This window comes from Flavobacterium luteolum (genome assembly GCF_027111275.1).
Taxonomy (GTDB): Bacteria; Bacteroidota; Bacteroidia; order Flavobacteriales; family Flavobacteriaceae; genus Flavobacterium; species Flavobacterium luteolum.
Map to the genome: position 1 here is coordinate 2,490,880 of NZ_CP114286.1, position 25,064 is coordinate 2,515,943.

At 33.2% G+C, this 25,064-nt stretch carries 28 protein-coding genes; 7 read left to right on the plus strand and 21 right to left on the minus strand.

The annotated features are described in order from the left end of the window. Nucleotides 1–20: 20 nt before the first annotated feature. Entirely contained in the window at nt 21–2,831 is a 2,811-nt protein-coding gene (locus OZP10_RS10735) for a TonB-dependent receptor (protein WP_281634617.1), read from the minus strand. Between the two features lie 242 nt (nt 2,832–3,073). Here OZP10_RS10735 and OZP10_RS10740 point away from each other — a divergent pair, with 242 nt between their 5' ends. Next, a complete protein-coding gene (locus OZP10_RS10740; RefSeq protein WP_177211209.1) occupies nt 3,074–4,174 on the plus strand; it encodes a DUF4407 domain-containing protein in 1,101 nt (366 codons plus the stop codon). 144 nt (nt 4,175–4,318) lie between these two features. Here the strand turns inward: OZP10_RS10740 and OZP10_RS10745 are convergent, their stop codons facing one another. The 8 genes from OZP10_RS10745 to ruvC all read right to left on the minus strand — a co-directional run bounded on the left by OZP10_RS10745 (nt 4,319) and on the right by ruvC (nt 9,459). Next, nucleotides 4,319–5,032, minus strand: a complete 714-nt coding sequence (locus OZP10_RS10745; RefSeq protein WP_281634618.1) for a PH domain-containing protein — start codon at nt 5,030–5,032, stop codon at nt 4,319–4,321. Nucleotides 5,033–5,116: 84 nt separating this feature from the next. Continuing rightward, on the minus strand, nt 5,117–5,476 hold the full coding sequence (locus tag OZP10_RS10750; protein ID WP_281634619.1) for an MmcQ/YjbR family DNA-binding protein: 360 nt from the start codon (nt 5,474–5,476) through the stop codon (nt 5,117–5,119). A 6-nt stretch (nt 5,477–5,482) separates the two neighbouring features. Then, nucleotides 5,483–5,833: a DUF4260 domain-containing protein gene (locus tag OZP10_RS10755; protein ID WP_281634620.1), complete on the minus strand. Its 351-nt coding sequence runs from the start codon at nt 5,831–5,833 to the stop codon at nt 5,483–5,485. Next, on the minus strand, nt 5,830–6,231 hold the full coding sequence (locus OZP10_RS10760) for a GNAT family N-acetyltransferase (RefSeq protein WP_281634621.1): 402 nt from the start codon (nt 6,229–6,231) through the stop codon (nt 5,830–5,832). The genes OZP10_RS10755 and OZP10_RS10760 overlap by 4 nt, the downstream gene beginning before the upstream one ends. A 126-nt stretch (nt 6,232–6,357) precedes the next feature. After that, the gene (locus OZP10_RS10765) at nt 6,358–7,143 is read right to left on the minus strand and encodes a cyclase family protein (protein WP_281634622.1); all 786 of its coding nucleotides are present in this window, start codon (nt 7,141–7,143) and stop codon (nt 6,358–6,360) included. Nucleotides 7,144–7,197: 54 nt separating this feature from the next. After that, complete coding sequence (locus OZP10_RS10770) at nt 7,198–7,575, minus strand: GxxExxY protein (RefSeq protein WP_281634623.1); 378 nt, start codon at nt 7,573–7,575, stop codon at nt 7,198–7,200. A gap of 115 nt (nt 7,576–7,690) precedes the next feature. Further along, complete coding sequence (gene hemW / locus OZP10_RS10775) at nt 7,691–8,818, minus strand: radical SAM family heme chaperone HemW (RefSeq protein WP_281634624.1); 1,128 nt, start codon at nt 8,816–8,818, stop codon at nt 7,691–7,693. Nucleotides 8,819–8,904: 86 nt separating this feature from the next. Continuing rightward, entirely contained in the window at nt 8,905–9,459 is a 555-nt protein-coding gene (ruvC, locus tag OZP10_RS10780) for a crossover junction endodeoxyribonuclease RuvC (RefSeq protein ID WP_281634625.1), read from the minus strand. A 90-nt stretch (nt 9,460–9,549) separates the two neighbouring features. On the opposite strand from ruvC, the gene OZP10_RS10785 reads away from it, so the two are divergent. Together OZP10_RS10785 and OZP10_RS10790 are read left to right on the plus strand one after the other, a co-directional pair. Next, nucleotides 9,550–10,494 (plus strand): lysylphosphatidylglycerol synthase transmembrane domain-containing protein, encoded by a 945-nt coding sequence (locus OZP10_RS10785; RefSeq protein WP_281634626.1) that lies wholly within the window; start codon nt 9,550–9,552, stop codon nt 10,492–10,494. Then, entirely contained in the window at nt 10,491–11,594 is a 1,104-nt protein-coding gene (locus OZP10_RS10790) for a glycosyltransferase family 2 protein (RefSeq protein ID WP_281634627.1), read from the plus strand. The genes OZP10_RS10785 and OZP10_RS10790 overlap by 4 nt, the downstream gene beginning before the upstream one ends. A 12-nt stretch (nt 11,595–11,606) precedes the next feature. On the opposite strand, the gene OZP10_RS10795 is transcribed toward OZP10_RS10790, so the two are convergent. Then, the gene (locus OZP10_RS10795) at nt 11,607–12,092 is read right to left on the minus strand and encodes a hypothetical protein (RefSeq protein ID WP_281634628.1); all 486 of its coding nucleotides are present in this window, start codon (nt 12,090–12,092) and stop codon (nt 11,607–11,609) included. Between the two features lie 154 nt (nt 12,093–12,246). Between OZP10_RS10795 and OZP10_RS10800 the strand changes: the two genes are divergently transcribed. Together OZP10_RS10800 and OZP10_RS10805 are read left to right on the plus strand one after the other, a co-directional pair. Further along, the gene (locus OZP10_RS10800) at nt 12,247–12,747 is read left to right on the plus strand and encodes a DUF456 domain-containing protein (RefSeq protein ID WP_281634629.1); all 501 of its coding nucleotides are present in this window, start codon (nt 12,247–12,249) and stop codon (nt 12,745–12,747) included. 284 nt (nt 12,748–13,031) lie between these two features. Beyond that, nucleotides 13,032–13,634: a DUF937 domain-containing protein gene (locus OZP10_RS10805; RefSeq protein ID WP_008466405.1), complete on the plus strand. Its 603-nt coding sequence runs from the start codon at nt 13,032–13,034 to the stop codon at nt 13,632–13,634. A 64-nt stretch (nt 13,635–13,698) separates the two neighbouring features. Here the strand turns inward: OZP10_RS10805 and OZP10_RS10810 are convergent, their stop codons facing one another. The 5 genes from OZP10_RS10810 to OZP10_RS10830 form a co-directional block, all read right to left on the minus strand. Continuing rightward, complete coding sequence (locus tag OZP10_RS10810; protein WP_177211197.1) at nt 13,699–14,607, minus strand: pseudouridine synthase; 909 nt, start codon at nt 14,605–14,607, stop codon at nt 13,699–13,701. A 223-nt stretch (nt 14,608–14,830) separates the two neighbouring features. Beyond that, a complete protein-coding gene (locus OZP10_RS10815; RefSeq protein WP_281634630.1) occupies nt 14,831–15,787 on the minus strand; it encodes a geranylgeranylglycerol-phosphate geranylgeranyltransferase in 957 nt (318 codons plus the stop codon). A gap of 62 nt (nt 15,788–15,849) precedes the next feature. Beyond that, nucleotides 15,850–16,440, minus strand: a complete 591-nt coding sequence (locus OZP10_RS10820) for a DUF502 domain-containing protein (RefSeq protein WP_281634631.1) — start codon at nt 16,438–16,440, stop codon at nt 15,850–15,852. A 70-nt stretch (nt 16,441–16,510) separates the two neighbouring features. Further along, complete coding sequence (locus tag OZP10_RS10825) at nt 16,511–17,449, minus strand: mevalonate kinase family protein (RefSeq protein WP_177211194.1); 939 nt, start codon at nt 17,447–17,449, stop codon at nt 16,511–16,513. A gap of 50 nt (nt 17,450–17,499) precedes the next feature. Next, nucleotides 17,500–18,600, minus strand: a complete 1,101-nt coding sequence (locus tag OZP10_RS10830) for a diphosphomevalonate decarboxylase (protein ID WP_281634632.1) — start codon at nt 18,598–18,600, stop codon at nt 17,500–17,502. 253 nt (nt 18,601–18,853) lie between these two features. Here OZP10_RS10830 and OZP10_RS10835 point away from each other — a divergent pair, with 253 nt between their 5' ends. Then, the gene (locus tag OZP10_RS10835; RefSeq protein WP_177211192.1) at nt 18,854–19,330 is read left to right on the plus strand and encodes a TspO/MBR family protein; all 477 of its coding nucleotides are present in this window, start codon (nt 18,854–18,856) and stop codon (nt 19,328–19,330) included. A gap of 61 nt (nt 19,331–19,391) precedes the next feature. Then, entirely contained in the window at nt 19,392–20,372 is a 981-nt protein-coding gene (locus OZP10_RS10840) for a tetratricopeptide repeat protein (RefSeq protein ID WP_281634633.1), read from the plus strand. On the opposite strand, the gene OZP10_RS10845 is transcribed toward OZP10_RS10840, so the two are convergent. From OZP10_RS10845 to OZP10_RS10870, 6 genes are all read right to left on the minus strand, one after another. Next, the gene (locus tag OZP10_RS10845) at nt 20,356–21,078 is read right to left on the minus strand and encodes a hypothetical protein (protein WP_281634634.1); all 723 of its coding nucleotides are present in this window, start codon (nt 21,076–21,078) and stop codon (nt 20,356–20,358) included. The genes OZP10_RS10840 and OZP10_RS10845 overlap by 17 nt on opposite strands. Nucleotides 21,079–21,088: 10 nt before the next feature. Beyond that, on the minus strand, nt 21,089–21,805 hold the full coding sequence (locus OZP10_RS10850; RefSeq protein ID WP_281634635.1) for a hypothetical protein: 717 nt from the start codon (nt 21,803–21,805) through the stop codon (nt 21,089–21,091). A gap of 82 nt (nt 21,806–21,887) precedes the next feature. Beyond that, entirely contained in the window at nt 21,888–22,553 is a 666-nt protein-coding gene (locus OZP10_RS10855; RefSeq protein ID WP_281634636.1) for an MBL fold metallo-hydrolase, read from the minus strand. 62 nt (nt 22,554–22,615) lie between these two features. Then, complete coding sequence (locus OZP10_RS10860; RefSeq protein WP_281634637.1) at nt 22,616–23,188, minus strand: Crp/Fnr family transcriptional regulator; 573 nt, start codon at nt 23,186–23,188, stop codon at nt 22,616–22,618. Continuing rightward, nucleotides 23,189–23,836, minus strand: coding sequence for an HAD family hydrolase (locus OZP10_RS10865; protein ID WP_281634638.1), 648 nt, complete (start codon nt 23,834–23,836; stop codon nt 23,189–23,191). A 6-nt stretch (nt 23,837–23,842) separates the two neighbouring features. Next, nucleotides 23,843–25,051 carry a BaiN/RdsA family NAD(P)/FAD-dependent oxidoreductase gene (locus OZP10_RS10870; RefSeq protein ID WP_281634639.1) on the minus strand — a complete coding sequence of 403 codons (1,209 nt, stop codon included), beginning with the start codon at nt 25,049–25,051 and terminating at the stop codon, nt 23,843–23,845. Between the last annotated feature and the right edge of the window lie 13 nt (nt 25,052–25,064).

Here is a 25,064-nt window from a genome sequence, read left to right on the forward strand (position 1 = left end):
AATTTTATAAAAGTGCAGAATTACAAGTCTAATTTCAATCCGAAATTGTAACGTGGCTGGTAGTATTCTGCTTGTTTAGTATGAGCAGCAACTCCTTGGTAGTAACGTAACGGCTGGTTTGTTAAATTATTTGCCTCAGCAAAAACACGTAATTGCTTTGTGATCTTATAAGAAGCATTTGCATCTAAGAAAAACTGCTTGTCATAGTAACTGTCTTTGTAAGACTCAGAACCTAATTCATCTAAATAATCAGATGTAAAGTTGGTTGAGATTCTAGCAGAGAAACGTTTGTTTTCCCAAGATAAAGATCCGTTAAACATGTGAGGCGTTGTTCCAGGAAGACTAATGTCGTTTCTTTCGTTTCCATCTTCATCAGCAATTCCGCTTGCTTTAGATTTTGTATAAGTATAATTTAAATAGATACCAAAACCTTTTAAGAACTTACCAGGCAAGAAATCTAATTGACGCTGAATAGCAACTTCAAAACCGTAAACGTCAACATTTTCTCCGTTTCTTGATTGTAAAAATGACCAGTTTTCTCCTGCTGGAATTGGATTTGCCTGATTTGGAAAATCGGCAGCAAATTTTTCGGCAGTATATTGGTTGTCACTATAGTTGTAAATGAAATCATTTAATCTTTTGTAGAAAACACCTCCAGAAATTAAACCAACAGATTTGAAATAGTTCTCTGCCATAAAATCATAGTTGTATGAATATGTAGCATTAAGATCTGGATTTCCAGCTGTGATTTCTTTATCGGCCGCAATGTTATTTACATAAGGAGCCAATGCGTAATAGTTTGGTCTAGCTAATGCTGTTGTAGCAGCAGCTCTTAAAACTAGATCTTTTGTTGCGTTGTATTGTAATGAAATACTTGGCAATAAATTAGTGTAAGAGTTGGTATTGTTGATTTTGCTTTCTAATTCTTCTTCATCTAATACACGGTTTCCTGTATAATCGATATGCGTATTTTCAACACGGAAACCTAAAACCATAGAAAGTTTATCGTTAAAATCCTGATCCCATCTTACGTAAGCAGCAGTAATTCTTTCTTTAGCATTGTAGTTTACCGCTAAATATTCTGCTGGATCTGCTTCTTTTTCAAATAGAGAAGCATTGTTCAAATCTAAACTTCCTAAGAAAGAAGCCGAAGCGAAAGTTCCCGGCACATATTTATTTCCTGGATTAAAATCTTTTCCGTCATAATAACTTGTTGGAACTTGAGATAATAATTCCATATCGTCGTTTAGCGGAGTATAAGAATAGAACATATTGTTTCTTTCTTTTTCTTTTAAACGAAGTCTAAGACCAGTTCTCAATCTTCCTTTTTCTCCAGCAATTACAGAGAAAGGGAAACGGATATTTACTTTAGCACCAAACTCGCTTTCGCTAGTTTCGTCTGTGTTTTCAGTAACAGAATCAAATTTAAATTCGTCAACAGATTCGCCAACAGTTGTCATTAAAGGAAATCTGATATCAGATAAATCTTCGAACATTTCTAAACCTTTCTGACGGTATTCGATATAACGCTCACCTGGACGGTATTCTCTAGCTTTTGCATAGTTAGCAGACCAGTCTAAGTCTAATGCAGAATTGATTAAGTGCTCTCCACGAATAGAATAGTTTTGTACTCTTTGGTCTTCTAATCTTCTGTTTTTGTTTCTATTATTGTCTAAACCACCTTTTGTCTGACGTTTTACACGACCTTCAAAACCAACAATTTCTTCACCATTATAAAGTGGCTCAATATCATCGTAAGTAGTTCTAAAGCGGTTTTCTCTATCATCTCTCCAGTTGTAGATTGCATTTGCAAAAATGGTATTGTTGTCATTGAATTTATAATCTAAAGCAACAGATGCACTACGACGGATACGCTGTACATCATATTTTCTAATTTCAGATGCTTGTAAGTACTCATTTCCAAAATCATCTTTTACCCATTCGTTTTCGATGTTATCAGAACCGTAATCTACATTATTGTATGATCCGCTAAAAACGACTCCTAATTTATCGTTTGCAAAACGGTTACCATAAACTAAACCAGCAGTGTAAGAAGCGTGATCGCGAATTGGTAAATATCCTCCAGCTAGAGTTGCAGAAATTCTTTCTCCGTTTGGAGTTGCTCTTGTAATTAAGTTTACAGAACCTCCAATTGCGTCAGCATCCATATCAGATGTAAGCGTTTTGTTTACTTCGATTGTAGAAATCATATCAGACGGAATTAAGTCCATTTGTACGTTTCTATTATCTCCTTCAGCAGATGGAATTCTGTCGCCATTTAAAGTTACAGAGTTCAAAGACGGAGCCAAACCTCTAATAATAATGTTACGTGCTTCACCTTGGTCATTTTGCATGGTAATACCAGGAACGCGCTTTAAAGCGTCTCCCACGTTAGCATCTGGGAAACGACCCATTTGATCAGAAGAGATTACGTTTCCGATATTTTTATTGTTTTTCTGCTGATTAAGTGCTTTTGCCTGACCTTTTAAGATGTCTCCAACAACAACTTCTTTCAGCTCATTTTCGGAAGCTTTAAGTGCAAAGTCGATTACATTATTTCTTCCTTGCTCTACTTTTATTTCTTGTGTTAAAGTAGTGTATCCAATATATTTTACTTCAACTTTGTAAGTTCCTTCATTAATATTTAATAATTCGAAACGACCGTTATAATCAGAAACGGTGTATTTTTTCTCGCCTACAATTTGAACCATAGCTCCAGGAAGAGGCAGTTTGTCATCAGCATCCAATATCTTTCCAGAGATAATGGCCTTCTGTGCAAAACCTGTAAAGGCGAATAAAAAGAATGCGGTTAATAGATAAAATTTTTTCATTGTGTGTGTTTAGTTTGATTTTCGATTGCGAAACTAAGGCCTGCGTATTACTAAAGCCTTGAAAAAAAATTAACATAGTGTTATGATTCCTAGTCAACATTAGAAATAGATTAATGTTAAAATAACATTTAAGAAAAAAAGGAATTTTATAGAGTCAAGTAAAAACAAATCAACTATTTGCCTGAGAATTAAATTTTTGGCGTTAAATTTGCCGTATCAATCACAATCAAAAATCATCAATCATGTTAAAACAATTTTTTATCCTATGTTCAGGAGCCGACCGTGATCTCTTGAAAGACTGCTCAGAAGGCGAACAAACCAAATATGTTGGTATTGGCGCCACAGTATTCTTTACAGCAGTAATGGCTTTTCTAGCCAGTGCTTATGCGCTTTTTACTGTTTTCGATTCTATTTATCCTGCTTTAATTTTCGGATTTGTTTGGAGTTTACTGATCTTCAATTTAGACCGATTTATCGTTTCTACTATTAAAAAAAGAGATCGTTTCTTAGACGAATTTCTGCAGGCAACTCCGCGTATTGCTTTGGCTATTATTATTGCTATTGTAATTTCGAAACCTTTGGAGATTAAAATCTTCGAAAAAGAAATCAATACCGTTTTGTTGAAAGAGAAAAACGAAATGGAATTGGCCAACAAAAAACAAATCGGAACATATTTCAAAACAGACTTAGATAAGAATAAAGCAGAAATAGCTGCTTTAAAAGCTGATATTGTAAAGAAAGAAAAAGAAGTAAACGATTTGTATTCGGTTTATATTACCGAAGCCGAAGGAACTGCTGGAACTAAAAAGCTAGGCAAAGGGCCAGTTTATAAAGAGAAACGCGAAAAGCACGATGCTGCTTTAAAAGAATTCGAAACGCTGAAAAAGACCAACGAAGCTAAAATTGCCGAAAAAGAAAAAGCAGGCGTACAGCTTCAAGCCGATTTAGACAAAAAGGTTTCGCAAACACAGCCAATCATTGAAGGTTTCGACGGACTAATGGCGCGTATTAATGCATTGAACAAACTGCCTTGGCTGCCGTCATTTTTCATTATGCTGTTGTTTTTAGCTATTGAAACATCTCCGATTATCGCTAAATTATTAGCACCAAAAGGAGAATTCGATTTCAAGCAAGAAGAAGCCGAAACAGCCATGAAAGCGACTTTGGCACAAAACAAATACCAACGTGAATTATTAGTTAAAACTAGTGCCGAAATGCATGATAAAGTCTACGCTGATATTGCAGAAGATAAAGGTTTATTTGATCTGCAGCGAAAAAATGCAAAAGAGTTACTAGAACTGCAATCGCATAAATTTGTAGAAAAACAAAAAGCTACGCTTTAGTCTTAAAGTCAAAAGTCGAAAGTCTCAAAGTCGAATTGCAGATTTAAAAAGAACAAGCCAGAAATAGAAATTCTATTTCTGGCTTTTATTATTTAGACAAAGTCAAAAACTTTAAGACTTTCGACTTTTGACTTTAAGACTAACCTACATATAGCTTAATATCTCTTTTTTGTAAGCGTCATATTCTCCTTGCATGATTAAACCATTGTCAAGAAGTTTTTTATAATTCTGTAATTTATCAAAAAGTTCTTCTTTAGATAAATCGCTTAATTTGCGTTCTCCTGTTGGTTGAGCTGGCTGAGTTGGAAGCGGTTCGTAAGTTTCTGTAACAGCAGGAGCAGCTGGTAAAATTTCAGCAAAGCTTGTTACTTCTTCTGTTTCTACTTCTTCGATTTCTTCCTCTGCTTCTTCTTCAAAAGCAGGTTCAGCAGTTTCTTGAATTGGAGCTGTCGTTTGAACAGGATTTTTCAATAAATCCAATTGTTCTTTAGCGTAAGTATAAATTTTTCTAGCCTGAATTTTTGGAATATAATCAATAGAAACGGCTAAATCTGTTTTAGTGCCAAATGAAAATTCAGAACCTAAAATGTTTTCTTTTACAAAAGTACTTGCAATATCATCCCAAGTATAATCTGTAAAATCCATAGAAAGACCTAGATTTTTAGGCTTGCAGATAATGATACGTTTGTTTGTTAATACAATACTATCAGGAAAAACAGTGATTGCAGGTTTTTTTTGCACTGCAATGTATCCAACTTCTTCGCCTTTCATCAATAAATCTGTGAGTTTCGAAGTGATTTTTTCAATCGCTTTTGGATCTTGTTCTTCGTTTAGAAATTTTTTAAATTGTTCTTTCATGATGCTATAAAATGCTAATTTGCAAACTGATTCGGGTTGTTAAGTTTTGATCTCACCCTGCAAATGTAATGCCTAATTTTTTAATTAGATAATTTCGTTCTGAATTTTCTTTGTCAAACTTTTGAAAACCAAATCATACGAATGGTCTATCAATTCTTTGACGAATCTGTCTGGAAGATTTCCGTTTAAAGCGATCGTATTCCAATGGACTTTGCTCATATGATAACCTGGCTGAATTTCGTCATATTCGGCTCTGAGTTCTTGTGCTCGGTCTGGATCGCATTTTAAATTGACAGACGCTTCGTTTTTTTCCCACTGGGATAAAGAAGATAAAGCAAACATTTTTCCACCTACTTTAAAAACCAGCGTATCTTCATCAAAAGGAAAGTGCTCGCTTACACCTTTTTTCGACAAACAATATTCGTAAAACGTTTCTAAATTCATAATTGCTTATTTACCAATTTCACCTAAATGTGTGTATTTAAAACCTTTTTCATATTTCAGTCCATAACCAAAAACACGATCCATTGCTGAATGCGAAAATAGAATAATTCCTGTTAATTGAATGCTCTCAATACTTAAATAACATCCTAAACCATAAATTAAAAGCGCAATTCCTTTATGATGGAAAATATTGTATAGTAGTGCACCCGTTTTATTGCCAAAAGCATATCCAATCATAGATAAATCTGGACTTAAAATTAAAGCCAAAAACCACCACCATTCATAGTTTAAACGGTTAAAAAGGAAAATTCCGAGAATAAATAATGCGACTTCTTCTAGTTTTAAGACTGTTTTCATTTTACTATTTTTTCCATCATCTTTTCGGGATGATTCAGTTTTGTAAATCCGAATTTTTCATATAAAAAGTGAGCGTCAGTTGTTGCCAATCGCCAGATTTTAACTTCTTGCAATTGAGGTTCATTCATCATGGCATCAATTAAAATCGATGAATAGCCTTTTCCACGATGTGCTTCATCAATAAAAACATCCATTAAATAAGCAAAAACCACATAATCTGTTATTACGCGTGCAAAACCAATTTGCTTGTCATCTAAATAAATTCCAAAACAAACCGAAGCATCAATCGTGCGTTGCACTTCTTCCATTGTTCTTCCTGCTGCCCAATAAATATCTTTCAGGAAGTTTTGTATAAACGGAACGTCGAGTTTAGTTTTGTCAGTTGAAACACTAATCATTTTAATTTTAGATTTTAGATTTTTTTGCCACAGATTAAAAAGATTCACACAGATTTAATCATTTTAATCCTTTAATCTGTGACAAAAAATTAATTCGTGAAAATTCGTGTAATTAGTGGCGACCTTTTAAATTTTATATAAAATTGGTTTGCTTGGACTTGCATCATTTTCAAACGAAGCAATTTGAAGATTTAATATATAATTTCCATCTTCGATTTTGTCTGAAACATAAATCATTTCGGTAATTGTAGCATTAAATCTTGCGTCTGGATTTACATTATGCGTGTCTTTTACATTCCAAAACGCTTTATGGGCCAATAATTTTCCTTCATCATGTTCTTTGTCAACACTTGGTAAATCGATCAATAAATGCTGAATTTCGCTTTCGCGGATGTAAACTGCAGCATCTTCAGACAAATACGGCGGATTTGTATTGGAATATTTTCTTGATTTTTTTTCCTTTTGATTTGGAAGCGTTCTAATGATTAAAGCCTCATTTGTCACGCTGAGCGAAGTCGAAGCGCTCTCATGCGATGTCACATTGAGCGAAGTCGAAATGCTTTCTTTCGTAATCACAAAATCATCTCCAATCTTTTCAGGTTCAACTGTAATCAATTTAGCAGAAAAGAAAAACTGTTTTAAAGATTGATTAATGCTATAAAAATCATTCGTAATATGACCTAAACATTCCGTATGCGTTCCATGCCCATGCGGATTGAAGAAAATATTATTGAAATTGGTAGATGATTTTCCTTCTGAAACTTTCCCAATCCAGTCGCCAAAAACTACTGGTTCAATGACTGGTTTTTCAATATACCAAGCAATCGGATTTTCATCTGTATTGGTTAAAGGAATAGAAATATCAATGGGTTTTGATAAGTCGATTTCGAAGTTGTTGATTTTTGCTATCATGTTGATTTAACCGCAAGGTTCGCTAAGGTTTACGCAAAGGTCGCTAGGATTTTATTAAAGATTGTTTGCTATTCTTTTAATACCATGTTTTAGTAATGCAACATTAAAATTTATTAATAAGCCTAGTTTGCAATTTGTTAATTTTAAGTAAGTCAATAGTTGAGCAAAATGAACTTCATTTAAGCAATCTACAGACTTTATTTCCAAAATTAGTTTATTTTCTACTAAAATATCTAATCGATAACCAACATCTAATTTTACATCTTCGTAAATTAATGGTAGAGCCTTTTGTTTTTCAACTGTCAAGTTAAATTTTTTCAACTCATAAAATAGACATTCTTCATAAGCACTTTCTAAAAGTCCAGGTCCTAAAGTTTGATGAACCTTCAAAGCTGAATGAAATACAATTCGTGATAAATCATTTTCTGACATAAAATCAATATTTAAAGCTCAAATATAATACTTGCGTCTTGAAAATATAGATTTATTCCTACAAAAAAACAGATAGCGTTCTTTGCGTAACCCTTAGCGAACCTTGCGGTTAAACTTAGCTTTCAACATAAAACAAATCTGAAGCAATTCCATCCGTTAAAAATTTTCCTTTTGGAGTTGGTTTTAAAATGTTGTTTTCGACAGATAACAAATCGTCTTTTAAGAACTTTTGAGATTGTTCCAGTAAATAATTTAAATATTCTGACCCGAATTCCTTTTCAATTCTCTCTAAAGAAACGCCCCAAATTGTTCGCAATCCTGTCATAATATATTCATTATAACGATCTGAAATAGTCAGGATTTCTGTTTCTATTGGAAGTTCGTCGTTTTGAATCGCTTTTAAATACAAAGAATTATTCGCAATATTCCAGCCTCTTTTTTCGCCATCATAACTATGAGCCGAAGGACCGATTCCGATATATTTTTTACCCAGCCAATAAGCCGAATTGTTTTTGGAGAAATAATTCTCTTTCCCGAAATTGGATAATTCGTAATGAATAAAACCATTTTTTTGAAGCATTTCGACCAAAATCGCAAAATGATTAGACGCCACTTCGTCTTGAGGTTCAGCAATTTTTCCAGTTTGAATTAATTTGCTCAAAGCTGTTTTTGGCTCAACCGTCAAAGCATAGCTAGAAATATGTGGAATGCTGAAATCTAAAGCAGTCTGAATATTCTGTTTCCACATTTCGTCACTCATTCCTGGAATTCCGTAAATTAAATCCAATGAAATATTATCAAAGTATTTCGTTGCTTCTTCCAAACATTTTTTGGCTTCCGCCGAATTATGAGCGCGATTCATCATCTTCAAATCTTCTTCGTAAAAAGACTGAATTCCGATGCTTAAACGATTTATCGGACTTTTAGATAATTCCAGAATTCGTTGCGCTGACAAATCATCTGGATTGGCTTCAAGCGTAATTTCAGGGTTTTCTACAACTTTATAGTTTTTATAAACTTCAGAAATTAAAAAATTGATTTCATCATTCGATAAAACCGAAGGAGTTCCACCGCCAAAGTAAATAGTTTCAATTTCACCATCACTTTCGGTTTTGCGCATAGCAATTTCTTTAGCCAAAGCCAAAACCATATCGTCTTTCTTTTTCATCGAAGTCGAGAAATGAAAGTCGCAGTAATGGCAAGCCTGCTTGCAGAATGGTATGTGAATATAAATGCCGCTCATTTTTAATTAGATAATTAGAGAATGTGTCAATTAGATAATTTATGGTTGTCTATAGAATTATCTAATTATCAAATTGGCACATTGACTCATTTCTTAACTCGATCCTCGTTTTGTTTCACAAAAGCATCCCAACCAGAATAACTTTTTCCAGCCACAACTTTTCCCGAATTAAAATGATGGCAAACCGCTGCAGCCAAACCATCTGTTGAGTCAAGATTTTTTGGTAATTCTTTTAGACCCAAAAGCTGTTGCAGCATTTTGGCAACTTGTTCTTTGCTGGCATTTCCATTTCCGGTAATCGCCATTTTTATCTTTTTAGGTTCGTATTCTGTAATCGGAATTCCTCTCGAAAGCCCTGCTGCCATTGCAACACCTTGCGCGCGTCCTAGTTTCAGCATCGATTGCACGTTTTTGCCGAAGAAAGGCGCTTCAATTGCAATTTCGTCTGGACAATGCGTTTCAATTAATTCGATGGTTCGTTCAAAAATGATTCTTAGTTTTTGGTAATGATTGTCGTATTTGGAAAGTTGCAATTCGTTTAATTGCAGAAATTCCATTTTTTTATTGATTACTTTAATCAATCCAAAACCCATAATCGTGGTTCCAGGGTCAATACCTAATATGATGCGTTCTTGTATCAAGAGATTGTGGTTTCAAGTTTAAGGTTTCAAGTTTAGAAAATTGACTCATTTTCTCACTTCCTAATTGCCACATTTGATTACTTTTGCGGCATGATTTCAATTCCTCACAAAGCTAAGCAATTCCTAGTTCTTCTGGCCAAACTTTTAATTGTTGGCGGCGCATTTTATTTTATTTATAATCAGCTGGCTAACAATGACAAATTGGACTGGCAGAAGTTTATTGTTTTGTTCAAGAAAAACCAGTCGGTTTTAGGAATTTCGTTTATTTTGCTTTTGAGTGTATTGAACCGTTATTTTGAGATTTTGAAGTGGCAGAATCTTGCGCAAGTAATTCATAAAATATCGGTTTATGAAGCTACAAAACAGGTTTTAGCTGCTTTGACAGCAGGAATTTTTACGCCAAATGGAGTGGGAGAGTATGCTGGAAAAGCATTGTATTACCCAAAATCGGAAACCAAAAGAGTTGTTTTCTTAAACTTAATCTGCAACGGAATCCAGATGATTTTAACCATCATTTTTGGGATCTTCGGATTGTTGTATTTTAACGCTGAATTTAATGTAATAACAACTAAAACAGTTCTGATTCTTTTTGGCGGATTTGCACTAATTTTAATTCTATTATTCTCCATTAAAAAGATAAAAGTAAAAGGCTATTCGATTGAGAAACTGATTCATAAAATCAATGAAATTCCGAAATCTATTCACCAGAAAAATTTCTTTTTAGGAATCTGCCGTTACTTGGTTTTCTCGCATCAATATTACTTTTTGTTTTTAGGTTTTGATGTCGATCTGCCTTATTTAACTTTAATGGCGGCGATAACATCGGTTTACTTTTTGGCTTCTTCGCTACCGACATTTCAGTTTTTGGATTTTGCGGTAAAAGGAAGTGTTGCGATATATTTCTTCGGAATTTTAGGTGTAAACGAATGGATTGTAATTTTTATCAGTACTTTAATGTGGTTTCTGAATGTCGTTTTACCAGTTGTTTTAGGAAGTTATTTTGTGCTGAATTTTAAAACCAAAACAGCATCATGATTTTCGGATTGTTTGCCATATTAGCCATTTATATCGTTAGCATTTTTTTGCTGATTTATGGTTTTTTCAAAGTGCAGCAATATCAGAAAAGAGATTTAAAGCCGAAGACTAGTTTTACGATTATAGTTCCGTTTCGGAATGAAGAAGAAAACTTGCCAAATCTTTTAAACAGCATTTCGAACTTAAATTATCCGACAGATTTATTTGAAGTGATTTTAGTTGATGACGCTTCAATTGAAAAGTTTCAGGTTTCAATTTTCAGGTTCCAAGTTTCAATAATTGATAACATTAGAATTTCCAGTTCTCCCAAAAAGGACGCCATTACAACGGCAATGCAGCATGTAAAAACCGATTGGGTTATTACAACCGATGCCGATTGTATTGTTCCTGAAAACTGGCTTTTAACGTTTGATAATTATATTCAGGAAAAGAAAGTTTCTATGTTGGCAGGAGCAGTAACTTATCAATGCGAAAACTCATTTTTAGATCATTTCCAGCAATTAGATTTAACAAGTCTTCAAGGCGCGACTATTGGAAGTTTTGGGATAAAGAAAGGTTTTATGTGCAACGGAGCCAATTTTGCCTACACAAAATCATTGTTTGAAAGCTTAAACGGCTTTGATGGAAACGACAAAATTGCCAGCGGAGATGATGTGTTTTTACTTCAGAAAGCAATTGAAAAGTTCCCTGACGAAGTTCATTATTTAAAAGGCACAGATGCAATTGTGATTACTAAGCCAACAGAGAATTGGAAAGCTCTTTTTTATCAACGAGTGCGTTGGGCGGCTAAAACTAGTTCATATAGAAGCACTTTTGGTAAACTCTTGGGCTTGATTGTTTTCTTTGGAAATCTGAGTTTTGTTATTGGCTTTTTCTCTGTGATTTTAGGAATTTGGTCTTATGCCATTTTTGTGCTTTTTGCTTTTTCTAAGTTTGCAATCGATTATGTTTTGCTTTTTATAACGAATCAATTTTTGACAAAAACTAGAATAAAAAGCCTTTTATTGAGTAGTTTGCTGTATCCGTTTTTTAGTTCGATAGTGGCTTTGTATAGTTTGGTTGGTTCTTATGAATGGAAAGATCGCCAGTTTAAAAAATAGCTACTTATAAAACTACTTCTCATCTTTTGCTTTTATGATAACAGGCAGAATAAATTGCGTTTTTACAGGAATTCCACGTTTTATAGCTGGATTTACTTTCGGGAAATTGACTAGACGCGCATGCAAAATGCTGTCTATTTTTATGGTGTCGTAAGCTACAGAATCTTTAGGAAACTGAGGCTCAAACTTCATGGTAGAATTTGGAAAAACGGTTACTTTGACTTCGATTGTGTCCAACTCTGGATACATTATAGACAAAGTATCGATGTTTAGTTTTTCTTGAATAAGACCCGACATGACTTCAAAAAAACACTGTTGGCGTAGTTTTTTATCGGCAATTTTGTCGCAGTTAGGAACAGAAGGATATTCGTCTACTTCTTTCCAGTTGATCGATTTTAACTCTTTTTGAAGTAACTCTTTTTCAGAAGGAACCTGCTTCTCAAAATATTGACAAGAATTAAAAAGAATACATATAAAAAAAGGGAAAAACTGCCTCAAAGTTTTAAAATTGAATGAATGAACAAAAATACGGATTATTTTTTTGTGAAGCTTTTAGAAGCTTACGAAACTTCATATTTTAAAGATACATATTTTAACGTTTGTATGAAAAAAAATAAAGTAGTAATTTGTAAAAACAAATTTACAAAATGATATGGATTTACTTTTGGTATTGCTGGGACTTATATGTGTAATTGTTGGTGTTTTTGGGAGTTTTCTTCCTGTTTTGCCGGGATTATCAAGCTGTTGGGTAGGATTGTTATTGCTCTATCTGACCAAGGCGGTAGAAAACAATTATTGGGTTCTCGGGATTACTTTTCTTGTAATGGTAATTATCACAATTTTAGACTATGTAATTCCATCAAAAGGGACTAAAAAATTTGGTGGAAGTTCTTACGGAGTCTGGGGAACGAATATTGGTTTAATTGTTGGAATTCTTGCGCCAATTCCGTTTGGAGTTATTATTGGACCGTTTGCCGGGGCGTTAATTGGTGAGCTATTATACGATTCTCAAAATCACAAACGCGCTTTGAAAGCGGCTACTGGCTCTGTACTCGGATTCTTAGCTTCGAGTTTTGTTAACTTCTTTTTCTCAGTAATTTATCTAGGTATTTTTCTGACTATCCTTTGGCAAAATAGACACTTGATTTTCTAAATGGTAATTTTGACTTTAAGCTTTTTCTTATATTTTTGATTTTTTGAAAAAAACTCTTAAAATTTTGAATATAATTTTCGTATCTTATAACTACGCCAAGCTTTATATTTACTCATTTCCTTATTTTTTAGGGCTAAATGCTTGAAAATCGACTGTCTAAATTTTTAACTTAATTTTTGGAAATGTTAAAATATTTTATATTTTTATCACGATAATCGATGAAAAGCCTCACTTTATCGGTTATTTTAAATAAGTATAAATAATCATTTTTTTAAGTTATGAGTATGACCCCAAACCTACAAATTGAACTTAGACGCTTTATTTCTTCTAATGTTGTCTCCAAGTTAAACAAGTTTTATTTTGAGAATGATGCACTTTTAATCAAGGGAATAGACGTCTCGATCGGCACAATTTTGATGGGACTCTACAACAAAGCCGAAGAATCTGATTTTTACTCCGAAATTGTTTCTCTTATCCAAGAAGATTCCACTTTTTACCAAGAAGTAGATTTTAATGCAGGCAGAATTTTATCAGTCGACGACTGTTACCGTTTAGAAGGAAATGTATTGCTGAAAGAATTGTTTTCTAACAAAAAAGGCAGAATTTCAGAAATGGTTTCTAACGAAGTTGGCATCAAAAGCGAAACAGCCAGAGAAATACTTAACTTTTCGGCATTACTTGTAATGTCTTATTTAAGATACAATCTTCAATTAATAGAAAGTTTAAAACTCCTTTTAGAAGATCAAAAAAGAGATATTTTAAACAGCATTCCGCCCGGAATCAAAATCATCCTAGGTTTTTCAAATTACGAAACAGTAGAAGATAAAAACCAATCTATCGGAAGATCTATTTTTACCCTTTTCGGACATAATTTCTTTAGTTTTTAAAAATAAAAAATCCCATTTTCAATAAGAAAACAGGATTCATTTATGACTTAAATTTGAAAAATGCTTATACGTTTTTCAAATTGATAACTTCTTGATCGGTCAAAAAGCGCCAGTTTCCGCGAGGAAGATTCTTTTTGGTCAATCCAGCAAACGAAACACGGTCAATTCTTAAAACATTATATTCGAAAGATTCAAAAATAGAACGCACCACTTTTACGTTAGCCGTACGTAGTTTAAGACCAACTTCGCTTTTTGGTTCATTATCAATATAGCTTACTTCTTCAACAAAAACGCGGTGTCCGTCAAGAACTAAACCTTTGCTGATTTTTTCTAAATCTTCAAATTTTAAGTTTTTGTCTAAAGAAACCTGATATATTTTAGATGATTTCTGATTCGGCAATGTAAATTTACGAATCATATCGGTGTCGTTTGTAAACAAAAGCAAACCAGTTGTATTCTTGTCCATTCTTCCGACAGCAGCAATTTTTGCATTTGTAGCACCACGAACAAGTTCTAGAACGTTACGATATTCCTGGCCTTCATCAAAGGCAGTTGTAAAGTTTTTAGGTTTATTCAATAAAATATATTCTTTCTTTTCAGGAGTTAATGTCACACCGTCAAAGTTTACAACATCATTCAGTTTTACCAAATAACCCATTTCTGTAACTACAGTACCGTTCACTTTAACGTTTCCAGACTGAATATAAATGTCGGCGTCACGACGAGAACAAACACCAGAATTAGAGATGTATTTGTTCAGACGAATTTCATCTGAAGCTTTTTGTCTCTTCGCTGGCTGATTTTGTTTTCTAAATTTTTCAGCAGCAGCTTCCTGAGCAGCTTTAACTTCAGGTTTTACTTTTTTAGGCCCTTGCGCGCGCTTAGCCATAGGAGGTTTTGGCTTGTTAGAGTTTGGTCGTGAGCTATTTGGTCTCGATCCGCCTCTTTTATTGTTGCCTTCCTTGTTGTTCATAGAATCATTAATTTGTGCAAAGATAGTTTTTTCCTGCTAATAAATCTTAAGTTCAATGTTCTTAGATTAATAGCGTTTTATTTTAAGATGTTCAGAAGCAATGTAATTGGCTTTTTTGTAATAGATTATTACGCAAAGATTCACAAAGAATTTCATGGAGTTGCACAAAAATACTCTGCGAATCTCTGTGAAATTCTTTGTGTATCTCTGTGGAAGAAAAAACTTAGTAATTAGAAATCAATTCGCGACCATGCCATAAGACGCTTGGATTAATGAGAACAATGCAGCAAACGCCAGATACAATCAGGAACTTAAGAACATTATGAAGTTTTAGATATTGTTCTTTAGAATCAGATTTCCATAAATAAATTAGGAAGAAAAGCAAAACTCCAAAACAGACGTAAAAATAAATATCCATATAGCCCACGTCATAAATATTAACCAAAACATAAACAGGTAAGATGGTAGACAAAGTCAAAACTGTTATAATTTGCTTAGAAATTTTTTCTCCGTATAAAACCGGAATTGTTCTATACTCACTTACCAAGTCACCTTTCAGGTTTTCAAGATCTTTTATCATTTCGCGAATCAACAAAAGCAGAAACAGGAAAACCGCATGTGCCGAAATCACCACAAAATGACTCATGTGATTCTCAATTTCTTCAAACGAAATCTTATTATAGAAATAAAGTAAAATGGCAAAAAAAGGTGTCACAGCAAGCAATGCAGACATTAAATTCCCAATAATTGGATACTTTTTAATTTTATGCGAATAAAACCAAATCATAAAAATATAGCCTGAAAAGAACAAAAAAGCTCTCCACGAAACTATAAAAGCCATTAGAACCGCAAGAAAATTCAAACTGAAATAAACGTTTAATTTAGTTTTCTGACTTACCAAACGATCGAGCATTGATTTATTCGGACGATTAATCAGATCTTTCTGGCTATCGTAAAAATTATTGATAATATAACCAGAAGCAATTGTAATAGCTGAAGCAAAAACAATTAAAAACAAAGGAAAATCAAGCAAGATATCCAGTGCTCTAATTTCTGGTGCCAGTATAAAAATTGCCGATAAGTATTGTGCTAAAACAATAATAGGAATATTGTAACCTCGAACTACAGAGAACAGACTAACAATTTTCATTACTAAAAGTTTGTGTTGTCTGCTTAACATAAATGATATAGTGGGATTGATTTGATTTAGGGAAGTTAAAGTATATTTTTCGATTCTGAAAACTAGAGCTTGTTTTTTAACAATTCTTCAGATCCATAACCTAATTTTCGAATGCACGCCAAAGCTTGTTTTTGTGTAATGTCGATTTCTGTAATGTCTTTTTTGTCTACAAAAACTACTGATCCGCTCCACGGATTTGGAGCATCTGGTATAAAGACGGTGAATTTCTCATCACTGACTTGCTCTATTAAAAAAGCAAATTGCAAACCCGCATCTGTAGGGACTAAAATTACTTTTAAATCGTCTTTAGATTCTAAACCCAATATATTTTCATTCATGCTTTTCATAAATGAATAGCCAGGAACAAAACTTAAAATTCCGTCTTCTAATTTCTGAACTAATTTTTCTGCGGCTGCAGTTTTTGCCAATAATCCAGCAATAAAACAAATTAGAACTATGATTAATATTCCAACAAGCTCCTGAATTGCAAGACCTAAAACGCTTACTTTTGGTAAAGTGCTTACAAGTGGCAGTGTAGTCTTTTGTACAAGACCATATCCTTTTTCCAAAACGATTAATAGTACAACCAGCGGTACTAAGAACAGAATTCCTCCTAAAAAAGTTGCTTTGAGAATCTTTAAAATACTTTTCATAGGCAATAATTTTTTAAGATTAAATGTTTAGGAAATGGTATTCAATAGCAATATTTTAAGAGGTTTAACTTTAAAACTGATAAACTACTTCTAATTTATAGTCTTTCAAGGACGCTTTGGCTCTTTCTAAATCTTCCGTAAAACCTAGAATATAACCTCCACCACCAGAACCGCAAAGTTTTAGGTAATAATCGTTTGTATCAATTCCGTGTTGCCAGATTCCGTGAAATTGTTCTGGAATCATTGGTTTAAAATGATTTAAAACAACTTTAGAAAGCTTTTTAGTATTGGTAAACAAAGATTTCATGTCACCATGTAAAAAGTTTTCTACACAAGCATCGGTATATTTTACAAACTGGTTTTTAAGCATGGCACGGAAACCTTTATCTTTTAAGTTTTCCATAAAAATGCTAACCATTGGAGCAGTTTCGCCCACAATTCCTGAATCTAACAAAAAGACCGCACCTTTTCCGTCAAAACTTTGAGTCGGAATTCCAGTAGCTTCAATATTATCTTTAGAATTAATCAGGATTGGAATACTCAAATAGCTGTTTAAAGGGTCTAAACCAGAACTTTTTCCGTGGAAAAAGCTTTCCATTTGAGAAAATATATTTTTTAAGTGTAATAATTTTTCACGAGTCAGATTCTCCAGAACAGTGATTTTGTTGGTAGCATATTTATCATAAATAGCTGCAACAAGCGCACCGCTACTTCCAACGCCATATCCTTGCGGAATACTAGAATCGAAGTACATTCCAGTTTCAACATCATTTTTTAAAGTTTCTAAATCGAAAGTAACCAATTCTGGTTGCTGTGTATGCAACACTTCAAGATAAGAAGCAAAACTTCTTAAACTTCTGTTTGATGAAATTGCTTCTTCTGTAGGCTCTTCAGATTTTTTTAAAGCGCCATTGTAAAAGTTATAAGGAATAGAAAGTCCTTTAGAGTCGCGGATAATTCCGTATTCTCCAAAGAGTAATATTTTTGAGTAAAATAGTGGTCCTTTCATGATTTATTTTATGTCTTTCTAATAAAAAATTTAATTAAAGATACGGAAAATTATAATGCAATTGCACCGCTCCCAATTTTGTCGCAAATGTACTGACCATTCTGACAAAAAACAACTAATTCATCCTGAATAAATTGTAATACTTTTTCGCTAACGTTTTCAGGATAAAGTACATGAACATTTGCTCCAGCATCAAGCGTAAAACATACTGGAATCTTGGTTTCATTTCTGAATTTCCAGATTGCATTTATGATTTGTAATGTATTAGGTTTCATTAAAATAAAATACGGCATCGAAGTCATCATCATGGCATGCAAAGTCAAAGCTTCACTTTCTACAACTTTGATGAATTCGTCTAAGTTTCCACTTTCAAAAATGGCAATCAATTTATCTAGATTTTCGTGTGCTTGTGCAAAACGTCTTTCGGCATACGGATGATTGTGCATTAGATCGTGTCCAACGGTACTCGAAACTTGTTTTTCGCCTTTGTCAACCAATAAAATAGTATCTTGATAATTCTTGAAGTTCTGGTGAATTGTATATGGAAATTCAACTCCAAATAAGTCGGTGCTTCCTTCAATATTAGCCTGATTCCCCCAAACTACTACATTTCCTTTTACGCTTCGGCAAGCACTTCCAGAACCTAAACGAGCTAGAAATGAAGCTTTTTGAAAGAAATAATCATCCGCCATCTCAGGATTTAGTTTCCTTTCTAAACTCATAAAATTCATTGCCAATGCAGCCATTCCAGACGCTGAAGAAGCAATTCCTGAGCTGTGTGGAAAAGTGTTCTGAGTGTCAATCGTAAAATGATAGTCTTTCAAAAACGGCAAATAAACCTCAACTCTTTCTAAAAACTTCTGAATCTTTGGTTTAAAGTCTTCTTTTGGTTTTCCTTCAAAAAGCAAATCAAAAGAAAAACCATTTGTCTCGCTGAGCGGAGTCGAAGCGTCTTTTTTAGAGAACGCAAGTTTGGTGATCGTTTTACAATTATTCAAAGTAAAACTTACAGAAGGATTTGCAGGAATCTGGTTGTCTTTTTTCCCCCAGTATTTCACCAATGCAATGTTGCTTGGAGCGCTCCATTCAAAATTTCCGTTTTCGATTGTTGAAGTATATGGATTTGGTATAAAATCGGCTGCTGTAAACATGAAAGTATAAATTTTGGCAAAGATAACTTTTTCATTTTTCCACCATATAAGTTATATAAGAAATTATAAGCATGGTTTACTAAAAATGAACTGTGACATGATTGTCATCCTGAGCGGAGTCGAAGGCTTATGAATTGGAAAGGGCTTCGACTCCGCTCAGCCTGACACAGAATTAAATCCTTCAAATGAACTTATATAACTTATATGGTTTAAACTTTTCTTTTGACTATTTTTGAATTCAAAATTTGATACAATGAATAAGTTCGTAAAAATCGCTATAGCTTTAGTAATTTGTTTAACAGTAGGATATTCTGCCGGAGTAGTTACAAAACCCAGCATTGAAACTTGGTATGTCATGCTGGAAAAGCCAGTTTTTAATCCACCGAACTGGATTTTTATGCCAGTTTGGACTGTGATTTATATTTTAATGGCAATTGCAGCGGCGTTGGTTTGGGATAGAATAAAAGAAAATACAGAAGAGGTTAAAAAAGCATTGCTGTTCTTTATCATTCAATTGATTTTAAACTCAATTTGGTCTTATTTATTTTTTGGATTAAAAAATCCGATGTTGGCTTTAATCGAAATTGTTCTTTTATGGCTAATGATTTATGAAACGTATTTGAAATTCATCAAAATCAATAAAATTTCAGGTTATTTATTAATTCCATATTTGGCTTGGGTTGGATTTGCGACAGTTTTGAATGCTAGTATTTGGTGGTTGAATAAGTAAAATTTAGTTTCAAGTTTCAGGTTTTTCTTTGTTTCAAGTTTAATTAGTGCGTTAATACTTTATGAATAGATTTAAAATCTTCGTGGCTATTTTGGTTTTGATATCATTTAAAGCTTTTGCTTGTTTGAATGGTGAAACTAAAATTTTAAAAAATGGAGCTTATGCTTATCAAGATTATGATGGAATTAATCCTCAAGGGCATTATTTTTTCAAGGGAGATTTTCCAAGATTGATTATTGAACTTGACAGCTTATATAAGAAGACCAAAGATTTAGATTATCTATCTGATAAAGGATATCTTTTAATTGTTCTAGGAAAATATGATGAAGCTCTAAAATTATATCTGAACATTGAAAAAATTAAACCTAATAGATATTCCACGGCATCTAACTTAGGAACACTTTACGAATTAATGGGTGAAAACCAAAAAGCCTATGATTGGATTAAAAAGTCTATTGCTATAAATCCAAAATCTCATGAAGGATCAGAATGGCTTCACTTGAAAATATTAGAAGCAAAAATCAAGAATTTAAAGGATGTTTCAGGTCAGTTTTTAATAAATACAAATTTTGGAACTTCACGTGAGCCTAAAACAAAATTGTCTCAAAAAGAGATTGAGGAATTGGCACAATCAATTTATTTTCAGGTAAATGAAAGAATGTCTTTTATAGAACCAAAAGATAAAATTATTGCTATTCTACTCTTTGAACTTGGCAATCTTGCAGAATTGTTAGGAAAAAATAACAGTGCGCTTGAGACTTACAGAACTGCAAGAAATTATGGTTATGAGGGAGATTTGATTGTAGAAAGAATGATCAATAGCGCTCAAGGTGAAATTGATTACTATCGTGAAAGAGCAGTAAGTTATGGTTCTCAACTTCGTGAATTAAGAGAAAGCAAAGGGAATATATATTCAGATTATATATCTCAAATTGAAATAATTATTATTATCCTTTCGGGAATAATGCTAATTTTATTAATTGTTTTTGTTGTGTTTTTTTTAAAATGGAAGAAATTAAAAAAAACTACTTCAACTTCTTAAACTCTTCATTTTTAGAATATAGAAAGTCTATTAATTCTAAATCATTTGATTTTTCTAAAAGGGTTTTAGATTTTGGGTCTTCAATACAAAATTTTAAGAAAATTTCTTTCTCTTCGGGTTTTATCTTCAAATTTTTGATGAAAAAATCAGGAGAGCAAGAAGCAATGACAAGTTTCTTAAAACGGTCATCACGTGGCTCAATTTTTTTCTTCGGTTTATCAAAAATGGGGTAACTAAAATCTAGTCCATTTTTGATCCTCCCGTCATAAACATTCAATTTTGAAGCCACTTCGTCAAATTGTTTACGATTTTTAATCTCCTTTATTTTTTCCTTATTATTGGCGATTTTTTTAATTTCAGCTTTATTAAAAACGGATCTAGAAACCGTAACATTCTCCAATTCTTCAGCTTTTGGAGTCATTTCAACAATGAGATAGCTTTTTTCTAAATCTTTCGCGGTTAGTTTCAATCTTGTAAATAAGTAATTATTGGAAAAAAACAATATACTGTCTTGCTCTTTAACTAAAATTGAAAATTCTCCAAATTCATTTGTTCTCGTGCTGATTTTGGCTGTTTTATTAATGACTTCTACATTTTGAAGTGCACTTTCCTGAGAAACAACTTTTCCATGGAGTAATTTTTCGGTTTGAGAAATACTAAGCTGATAGGTTAAAAAAGAAATTGTAGTAAGTAATTTTACTTTCATGTAATGACTTTTAGTTTTTAATTCCTGAATTTAATTTTTGAAACTCTTTGTTTTTAGTATGCAGGAAATCCATTGTGTAAAGTAAATTTTTCTGCTGTACAAGAATTTTAGCCTGCGGATCAGCATCACAAAATTGTAAAAACAGTTCTTTTTCTTCTGGCTTTATTTTCAAATCATTTGTAAAGAAATCTAATGGAACAGTCGCTTCGGCTAATTTTTTAAAATCCAATTCCTTGAACTTAAATTGCTCTTTTTTTCTTTTTCCTCTAAACAAATTGAAAATAGCGACTAAATCCATTCCATTTGCTATAGTCCCGTTGTATACACCTGTAGATATTGGCCCCACTGGCACAACAGTAGAATTCTCGTCTGCTGGACCGACTTTTGGAAATTTTATGTTTGTAATTAAGACTTCATCTAGTTCTTCAGGCTTTAGAATCATATTTACAACCATGTTGTTTTGATCTATGTTTTCCTGAGAAATTTTAAATCTTTTAAAGAAATAGTCTTTGGAGTAAAAAAGCAGACTGTCTTGTGGACGGACTAAAATTGAAAACTCGCCTAGCTCATTTGTTCTCGTACTTGTTCGAGCTGTTTTATTAATCACCTCTACTTTATTAAGCGGAATGTTTTGCGCAAGAACTTTTCCGTTTAATAGTTTTTCTGTTTGAGAAACGCTGAGCTGATAAGTGAAAATAGAAATTGTGGTAAGTAATTTTACTCTCATATAGGATTAATTAGTTGAGAGTAAAATTATTAGAATAGTCTTAATGAAAACTTACGGAATATGTAAATTCTTGTTAATTAAACTAAATTGAGTTTTTGAACTTCTCCAATTCTCGATTGTTAAATAAAATAGGGCCGTGACCAAAACACAATATTTTGGGTTGTAATGAAGCTAATTTTTGTATCGATTTTCTATTGGTTTCTTTATCAGCGGTAAATAAATGGGGAGGTTCATGCAGACCAACTTTTGTAGTCAATAAATTCATATTAGTCATCACATCACCTACAATCAAAACGCCATCTTTTTCTCTAAAAAAGGACAAATGACCTCGTGAATGTCCAGGAGTTTCAATGACCCTAAATCCGCCAATTTGATCTCCTTCTTTTAAAGTTTGAGAAACCGGATGCCCTTTTCCTGCCCAAAAATTTTTCTGAAATTTCGAAATAATATGATTCGGATTTGGGTATTCTGTAATCACATTTCCGTTTTCTGCAAATGCTTTTTCAGGTTCGCTGCAAAAAAAAGGAATGTTCAAGGTTTCGCAGATTATTTTACTGCTTCCTTGATGATCGGCGTGGGCATGCGTCAAGGCGTGTTTGGCAATGGATTTGCCTTTTATCGACTTTAATATTTTATTTGAAGAAGTTCTAATTCCAGCGTCAATTAAAACATCCTCGATTAAATAACAATTGATAGCATTTCTTGGAAATAACGGAATTTGGTAAACATCTTTGGCAATATTCTTCATCTTTTTTCAAATTTTATTTTGACAAAGATTCGAATTCCGTTTTTCAATCCACTTGATAAATGTTAAGAAATGTCCTGACGGATTCTGCTCAACGATTCTGGCGTAATTCCGAGAAAAGAAGCGATGTAAATTAAAGGTGTTCGCTGCATTATTTTGGCTGGAGCCGAAGCTAAAAAAGTCTGGTATTTTTCTTTTGCCGGAATCATTTGCAGTTTTAAAACACGATCAGCCATACATAGGTAGTTCTGTTCGGCAAGAATTCTTCCGACACGTTCCCAATTTGGAATTTCGTTATACAAAAACTGCATTTTTTCGAAAGTAATCGAAAGCACTTCACAATCTTCAATAGATTGAATATTTTCAAAAGAAGGAGATTGATTTATGAAGCTAGAATATGAAGCAATAAAACCCTCATCACAGCTTAAATAAGTAGTAATTTCTTTTCCGTCTTTGAGGTAATAAACTCGTGCTAAACCTTCAACAATAAAGAAAATCTTGTTGCTGATTTTTCCCATTGATGAAAGATATTTTTTGGCTGTAAAATTTTCATATTCAAAACAAGAATCGATCTTTTCGATTTCATTTTCAGAAAACGAAGCGATCGATAGTATTTGTTTTTTTAATGAAGGATGCATTTATAAAATTTCGATTAATTCTGAAGCAGTATTAATAACCACTTTTGCCCCGCTAGATTTCAATTCATCTTCTGTTCTGTAACCCCAAGTTACACCAACAGGAAACATGTTAGCGTTTACAGCTGTTTTCATATCAATATCAGAATCGCCTACAAAAAGGATTTCTTCTGGTTTTAAATTCCATTTTTTACTGATTTCAATCGCTTCAAACGGATTTGGTTTTTTAAGTTCTTCTGTGCTTAAACCAATTGCAGTATCAAAATGATTTGGAAATATTTCTGTTGCTATTTTCTTGGTCAATTCATCGGCTTTGTTGGAGAAAACCGCCATTTTGATATTTTGTGAAGTCAGGTTTTCTAATAACTCTACAATTCCGTCATATGGTTTCGTTTTCAGCGTACAGATTTTAGTATATTCATCGACCATACATTCAAAACAACTTTCGATTTCATCATCAGAATTGTTTGTGGCTGGCAATGCTTTGCTTACCAAATTTCGTAAACCACTTCCGATAAAATATTGGTAAGTATCGTAATCATGCGTTGGGTAACTTAGAGCGGTAAGTACTTTGTTCATTGCATCTGAAATATCGTGTAATGAATCTACTAGCGTTCCGTCTAAATCAAAAATAATTCCTTTAAATTTCATTTTGTATTAAATATTTTGAGCCAGAATAAACCCGCTTGTCCAGGCATTCTGAAAATTAAATCCGCCTGTAATAGCGTCGATATTAACAATTTCGCCGGCAAAATAAAGGTTTTCGTGAATTTTGCTTTCCATGGTTTTGAAGTTGATTTCTTTTAAATCGATTCCGCCAGCGGTAACAAATTCTTCTTTAAAAGTACTTTTTCCGTTTACTTTAAATTCGGCTTTTGTTAATTGTGAAGTTAAATTCTGTAATTGAATTTTAGATAAATCTGCCCATTTCGTTTCAACTTCAATTCCCGAAGCGAGAACCAAACTTTCCCATAAACGGTTTGGAAAATCAAAAGGAGATTTTTTAGAAACGGCTTTTTTAGCGTGTTCTTGTTTTAAATCTTTTAAGATTTTTTCGGCATCTTCAAAATCAACATCATTTAGCCAATTCACGAAAATAGTAAATTGATAATTTTTGTCGTGCAAAATGCGTGCGCCCCAAGCTGAAAGCTTCAAAATTGCAGGTCCACTCATTCCCCAATGCGTGATTAATAAAGGGCCTGTAGATTCTAATTTCGTATCTTTTACATTTACAGTAACTTGTGCAGCAACGCCTGGTAGTTCTTTAATTCGAGAATCTTTGATGTTGAAAGTAAATAGGGAAGGAACGGGACTTACAACAGCATGTCCATGTTCCTGAAGCATTTCCCAGATTTTGGGATTACTTCCCGTTGCCATTACTAATTTTTCGGCAGCATAATTATCAGTTTGTGTATCAATTTTCCAATGATTTTCTTTTTTGAAAATAGATTGTACACTTTGTCCTGTCAAAACTTTTATACCTAATTTTTCGGTTGCTTTTAAGAAACAATCAATAATGGTTTGTGATGAATTCGAAACTGGAAACATTCTGCCATCTTCTTCAATTTTTAATTCGACACCATGTTTTTCAAACCATTCAATGGTATCGCCCGAACAAAATTGATGAAAAGGTCCTCGAAGTTCTTTTTCTCCTCGAGGATAAAATTTTACTAATTCGTTTGGTTCAAAACAAGCATGCGTAACATTGCATCGTCCACCTCCGGAAACACGGACTTTAGAAAGAACTTCTTTACCCCTTTCTAAAATGGCAATTTTCAGTTTCGGATTTTTCTCTGCAATATTAATTGCGGTAAAAAAACCTGCAGCGCCTCCGCCAACGATTATTATGTCGAAATTTTTGATCATATTTTTTTGGGTT

Coding starts and splice junctions, on each gene's coding strand:
- OZP10_RS10745 (WP_281634618.1), bottom strand. CDS start 5,032: ATGAAAGAACAATTTAAAAAATTTCTAAACGAAGAACAAGATCCAAAA.
- OZP10_RS10735 (WP_281634617.1), bottom strand. CDS start 2,831: ATGAAAAAATTTTATCTATTAACCGCATTCTTTTTATTCGCCTTTACA.
- OZP10_RS10855 (WP_281634636.1), bottom strand. CDS start 22,553: ATGAAGAATATTGCCAAAGATGTTTACCAAATTCCGTTATTTCCAAGA.
- OZP10_RS10770 (WP_281634623.1), bottom strand. CDS start 7,575: ATGTCAGAAAATGATTTATCACGAATTGTATTTCATTCAGCTTTGAAG.
- OZP10_RS10825 (WP_177211194.1), bottom strand. CDS start 17,449: ATGAAAGGACCACTATTTTACTCAAAAATATTACTCTTTGGAGAATAC.
- OZP10_RS10845 (WP_281634634.1), bottom strand. CDS start 21,078: ATGAAAGTAAAATTACTTACTACAATTTCTTTTTTAACCTATCAGCTT.
- OZP10_RS10815 (WP_281634630.1), bottom strand. CDS start 15,787: ATGTTAAGCAGACAACACAAACTTTTAGTAATGAAAATTGTTAGTCTG.
- OZP10_RS10760 (WP_281634621.1), bottom strand. CDS start 6,231: ATGATTAGTGTTTCAACTGACAAAACTAAACTCGACGTTCCGTTTATA.
- OZP10_RS10850 (WP_281634635.1), bottom strand. CDS start 21,805: ATGAGAGTAAAATTACTTACCACAATTTCTATTTTCACTTATCAGCTC.
- OZP10_RS10810 (WP_177211197.1), bottom strand. CDS start 14,607: ATGAACAACAAGGAAGGCAACAATAAAAGAGGCGGATCGAGACCAAAT.
- OZP10_RS10840 (WP_281634633.1), top strand. CDS start 19,392: ATGAATAGATTTAAAATCTTCGTGGCTATTTTGGTTTTGATATCATTT.
- OZP10_RS10865 (WP_281634638.1), bottom strand. CDS start 23,836: ATGAAATTTAAAGGAATTATTTTTGATTTAGACGGAACGCTAGTAGAT.
- OZP10_RS10805 (WP_008466405.1), top strand. CDS start 13,032: ATGACCCCAAACCTACAAATTGAACTTAGACGCTTTATTTCTTCTAAT.
- hemW (WP_281634624.1), bottom strand. CDS start 8,818: ATGAGCGGCATTTATATTCACATACCATTCTGCAAGCAGGCTTGCCAT.
- OZP10_RS10765 (WP_281634622.1), bottom strand. CDS start 7,143: ATGATAGCAAAAATCAACAACTTCGAAATCGACTTATCAAAACCCATT.
- OZP10_RS10785 (WP_281634626.1), top strand. CDS start 9,550: ATGATTTCAATTCCTCACAAAGCTAAGCAATTCCTAGTTCTTCTGGCC.
- OZP10_RS10750 (WP_281634619.1), bottom strand. CDS start 5,476: ATGAATTTAGAAACGTTTTACGAATATTGTTTGTCGAAAAAAGGTGTA.
- OZP10_RS10820 (WP_281634631.1), bottom strand. CDS start 16,440: ATGAAAAGTATTTTAAAGATTCTCAAAGCAACTTTTTTAGGAGGAATT.
- OZP10_RS10740 (WP_177211209.1), top strand. CDS start 3,074: ATGTTAAAACAATTTTTTATCCTATGTTCAGGAGCCGACCGTGATCTC.
- OZP10_RS10835 (WP_177211192.1), top strand. CDS start 18,854: ATGAATAAGTTCGTAAAAATCGCTATAGCTTTAGTAATTTGTTTAACA.
- OZP10_RS10800 (WP_281634629.1), top strand. CDS start 12,247: ATGGATTTACTTTTGGTATTGCTGGGACTTATATGTGTAATTGTTGGT.
- OZP10_RS10755 (WP_281634620.1), bottom strand. CDS start 5,833: ATGAAAACAGTCTTAAAACTAGAAGAAGTCGCATTATTTATTCTCGGA.
- OZP10_RS10790 (WP_281634627.1), top strand. CDS start 10,491: ATGATTTTCGGATTGTTTGCCATATTAGCCATTTATATCGTTAGCATT.
- OZP10_RS10830 (WP_281634632.1), bottom strand. CDS start 18,600: ATGTTTACAGCAGCCGATTTTATACCAAATCCATATACTTCAACAATC.
- OZP10_RS10860 (WP_281634637.1), bottom strand. CDS start 23,188: ATGCATCCTTCATTAAAAAAACAAATACTATCGATCGCTTCGTTTTCT.
- OZP10_RS10870 (WP_281634639.1), bottom strand. CDS start 25,051: ATGATCAAAAATTTCGACATAATAATCGTTGGCGGAGGCGCTGCAGGT.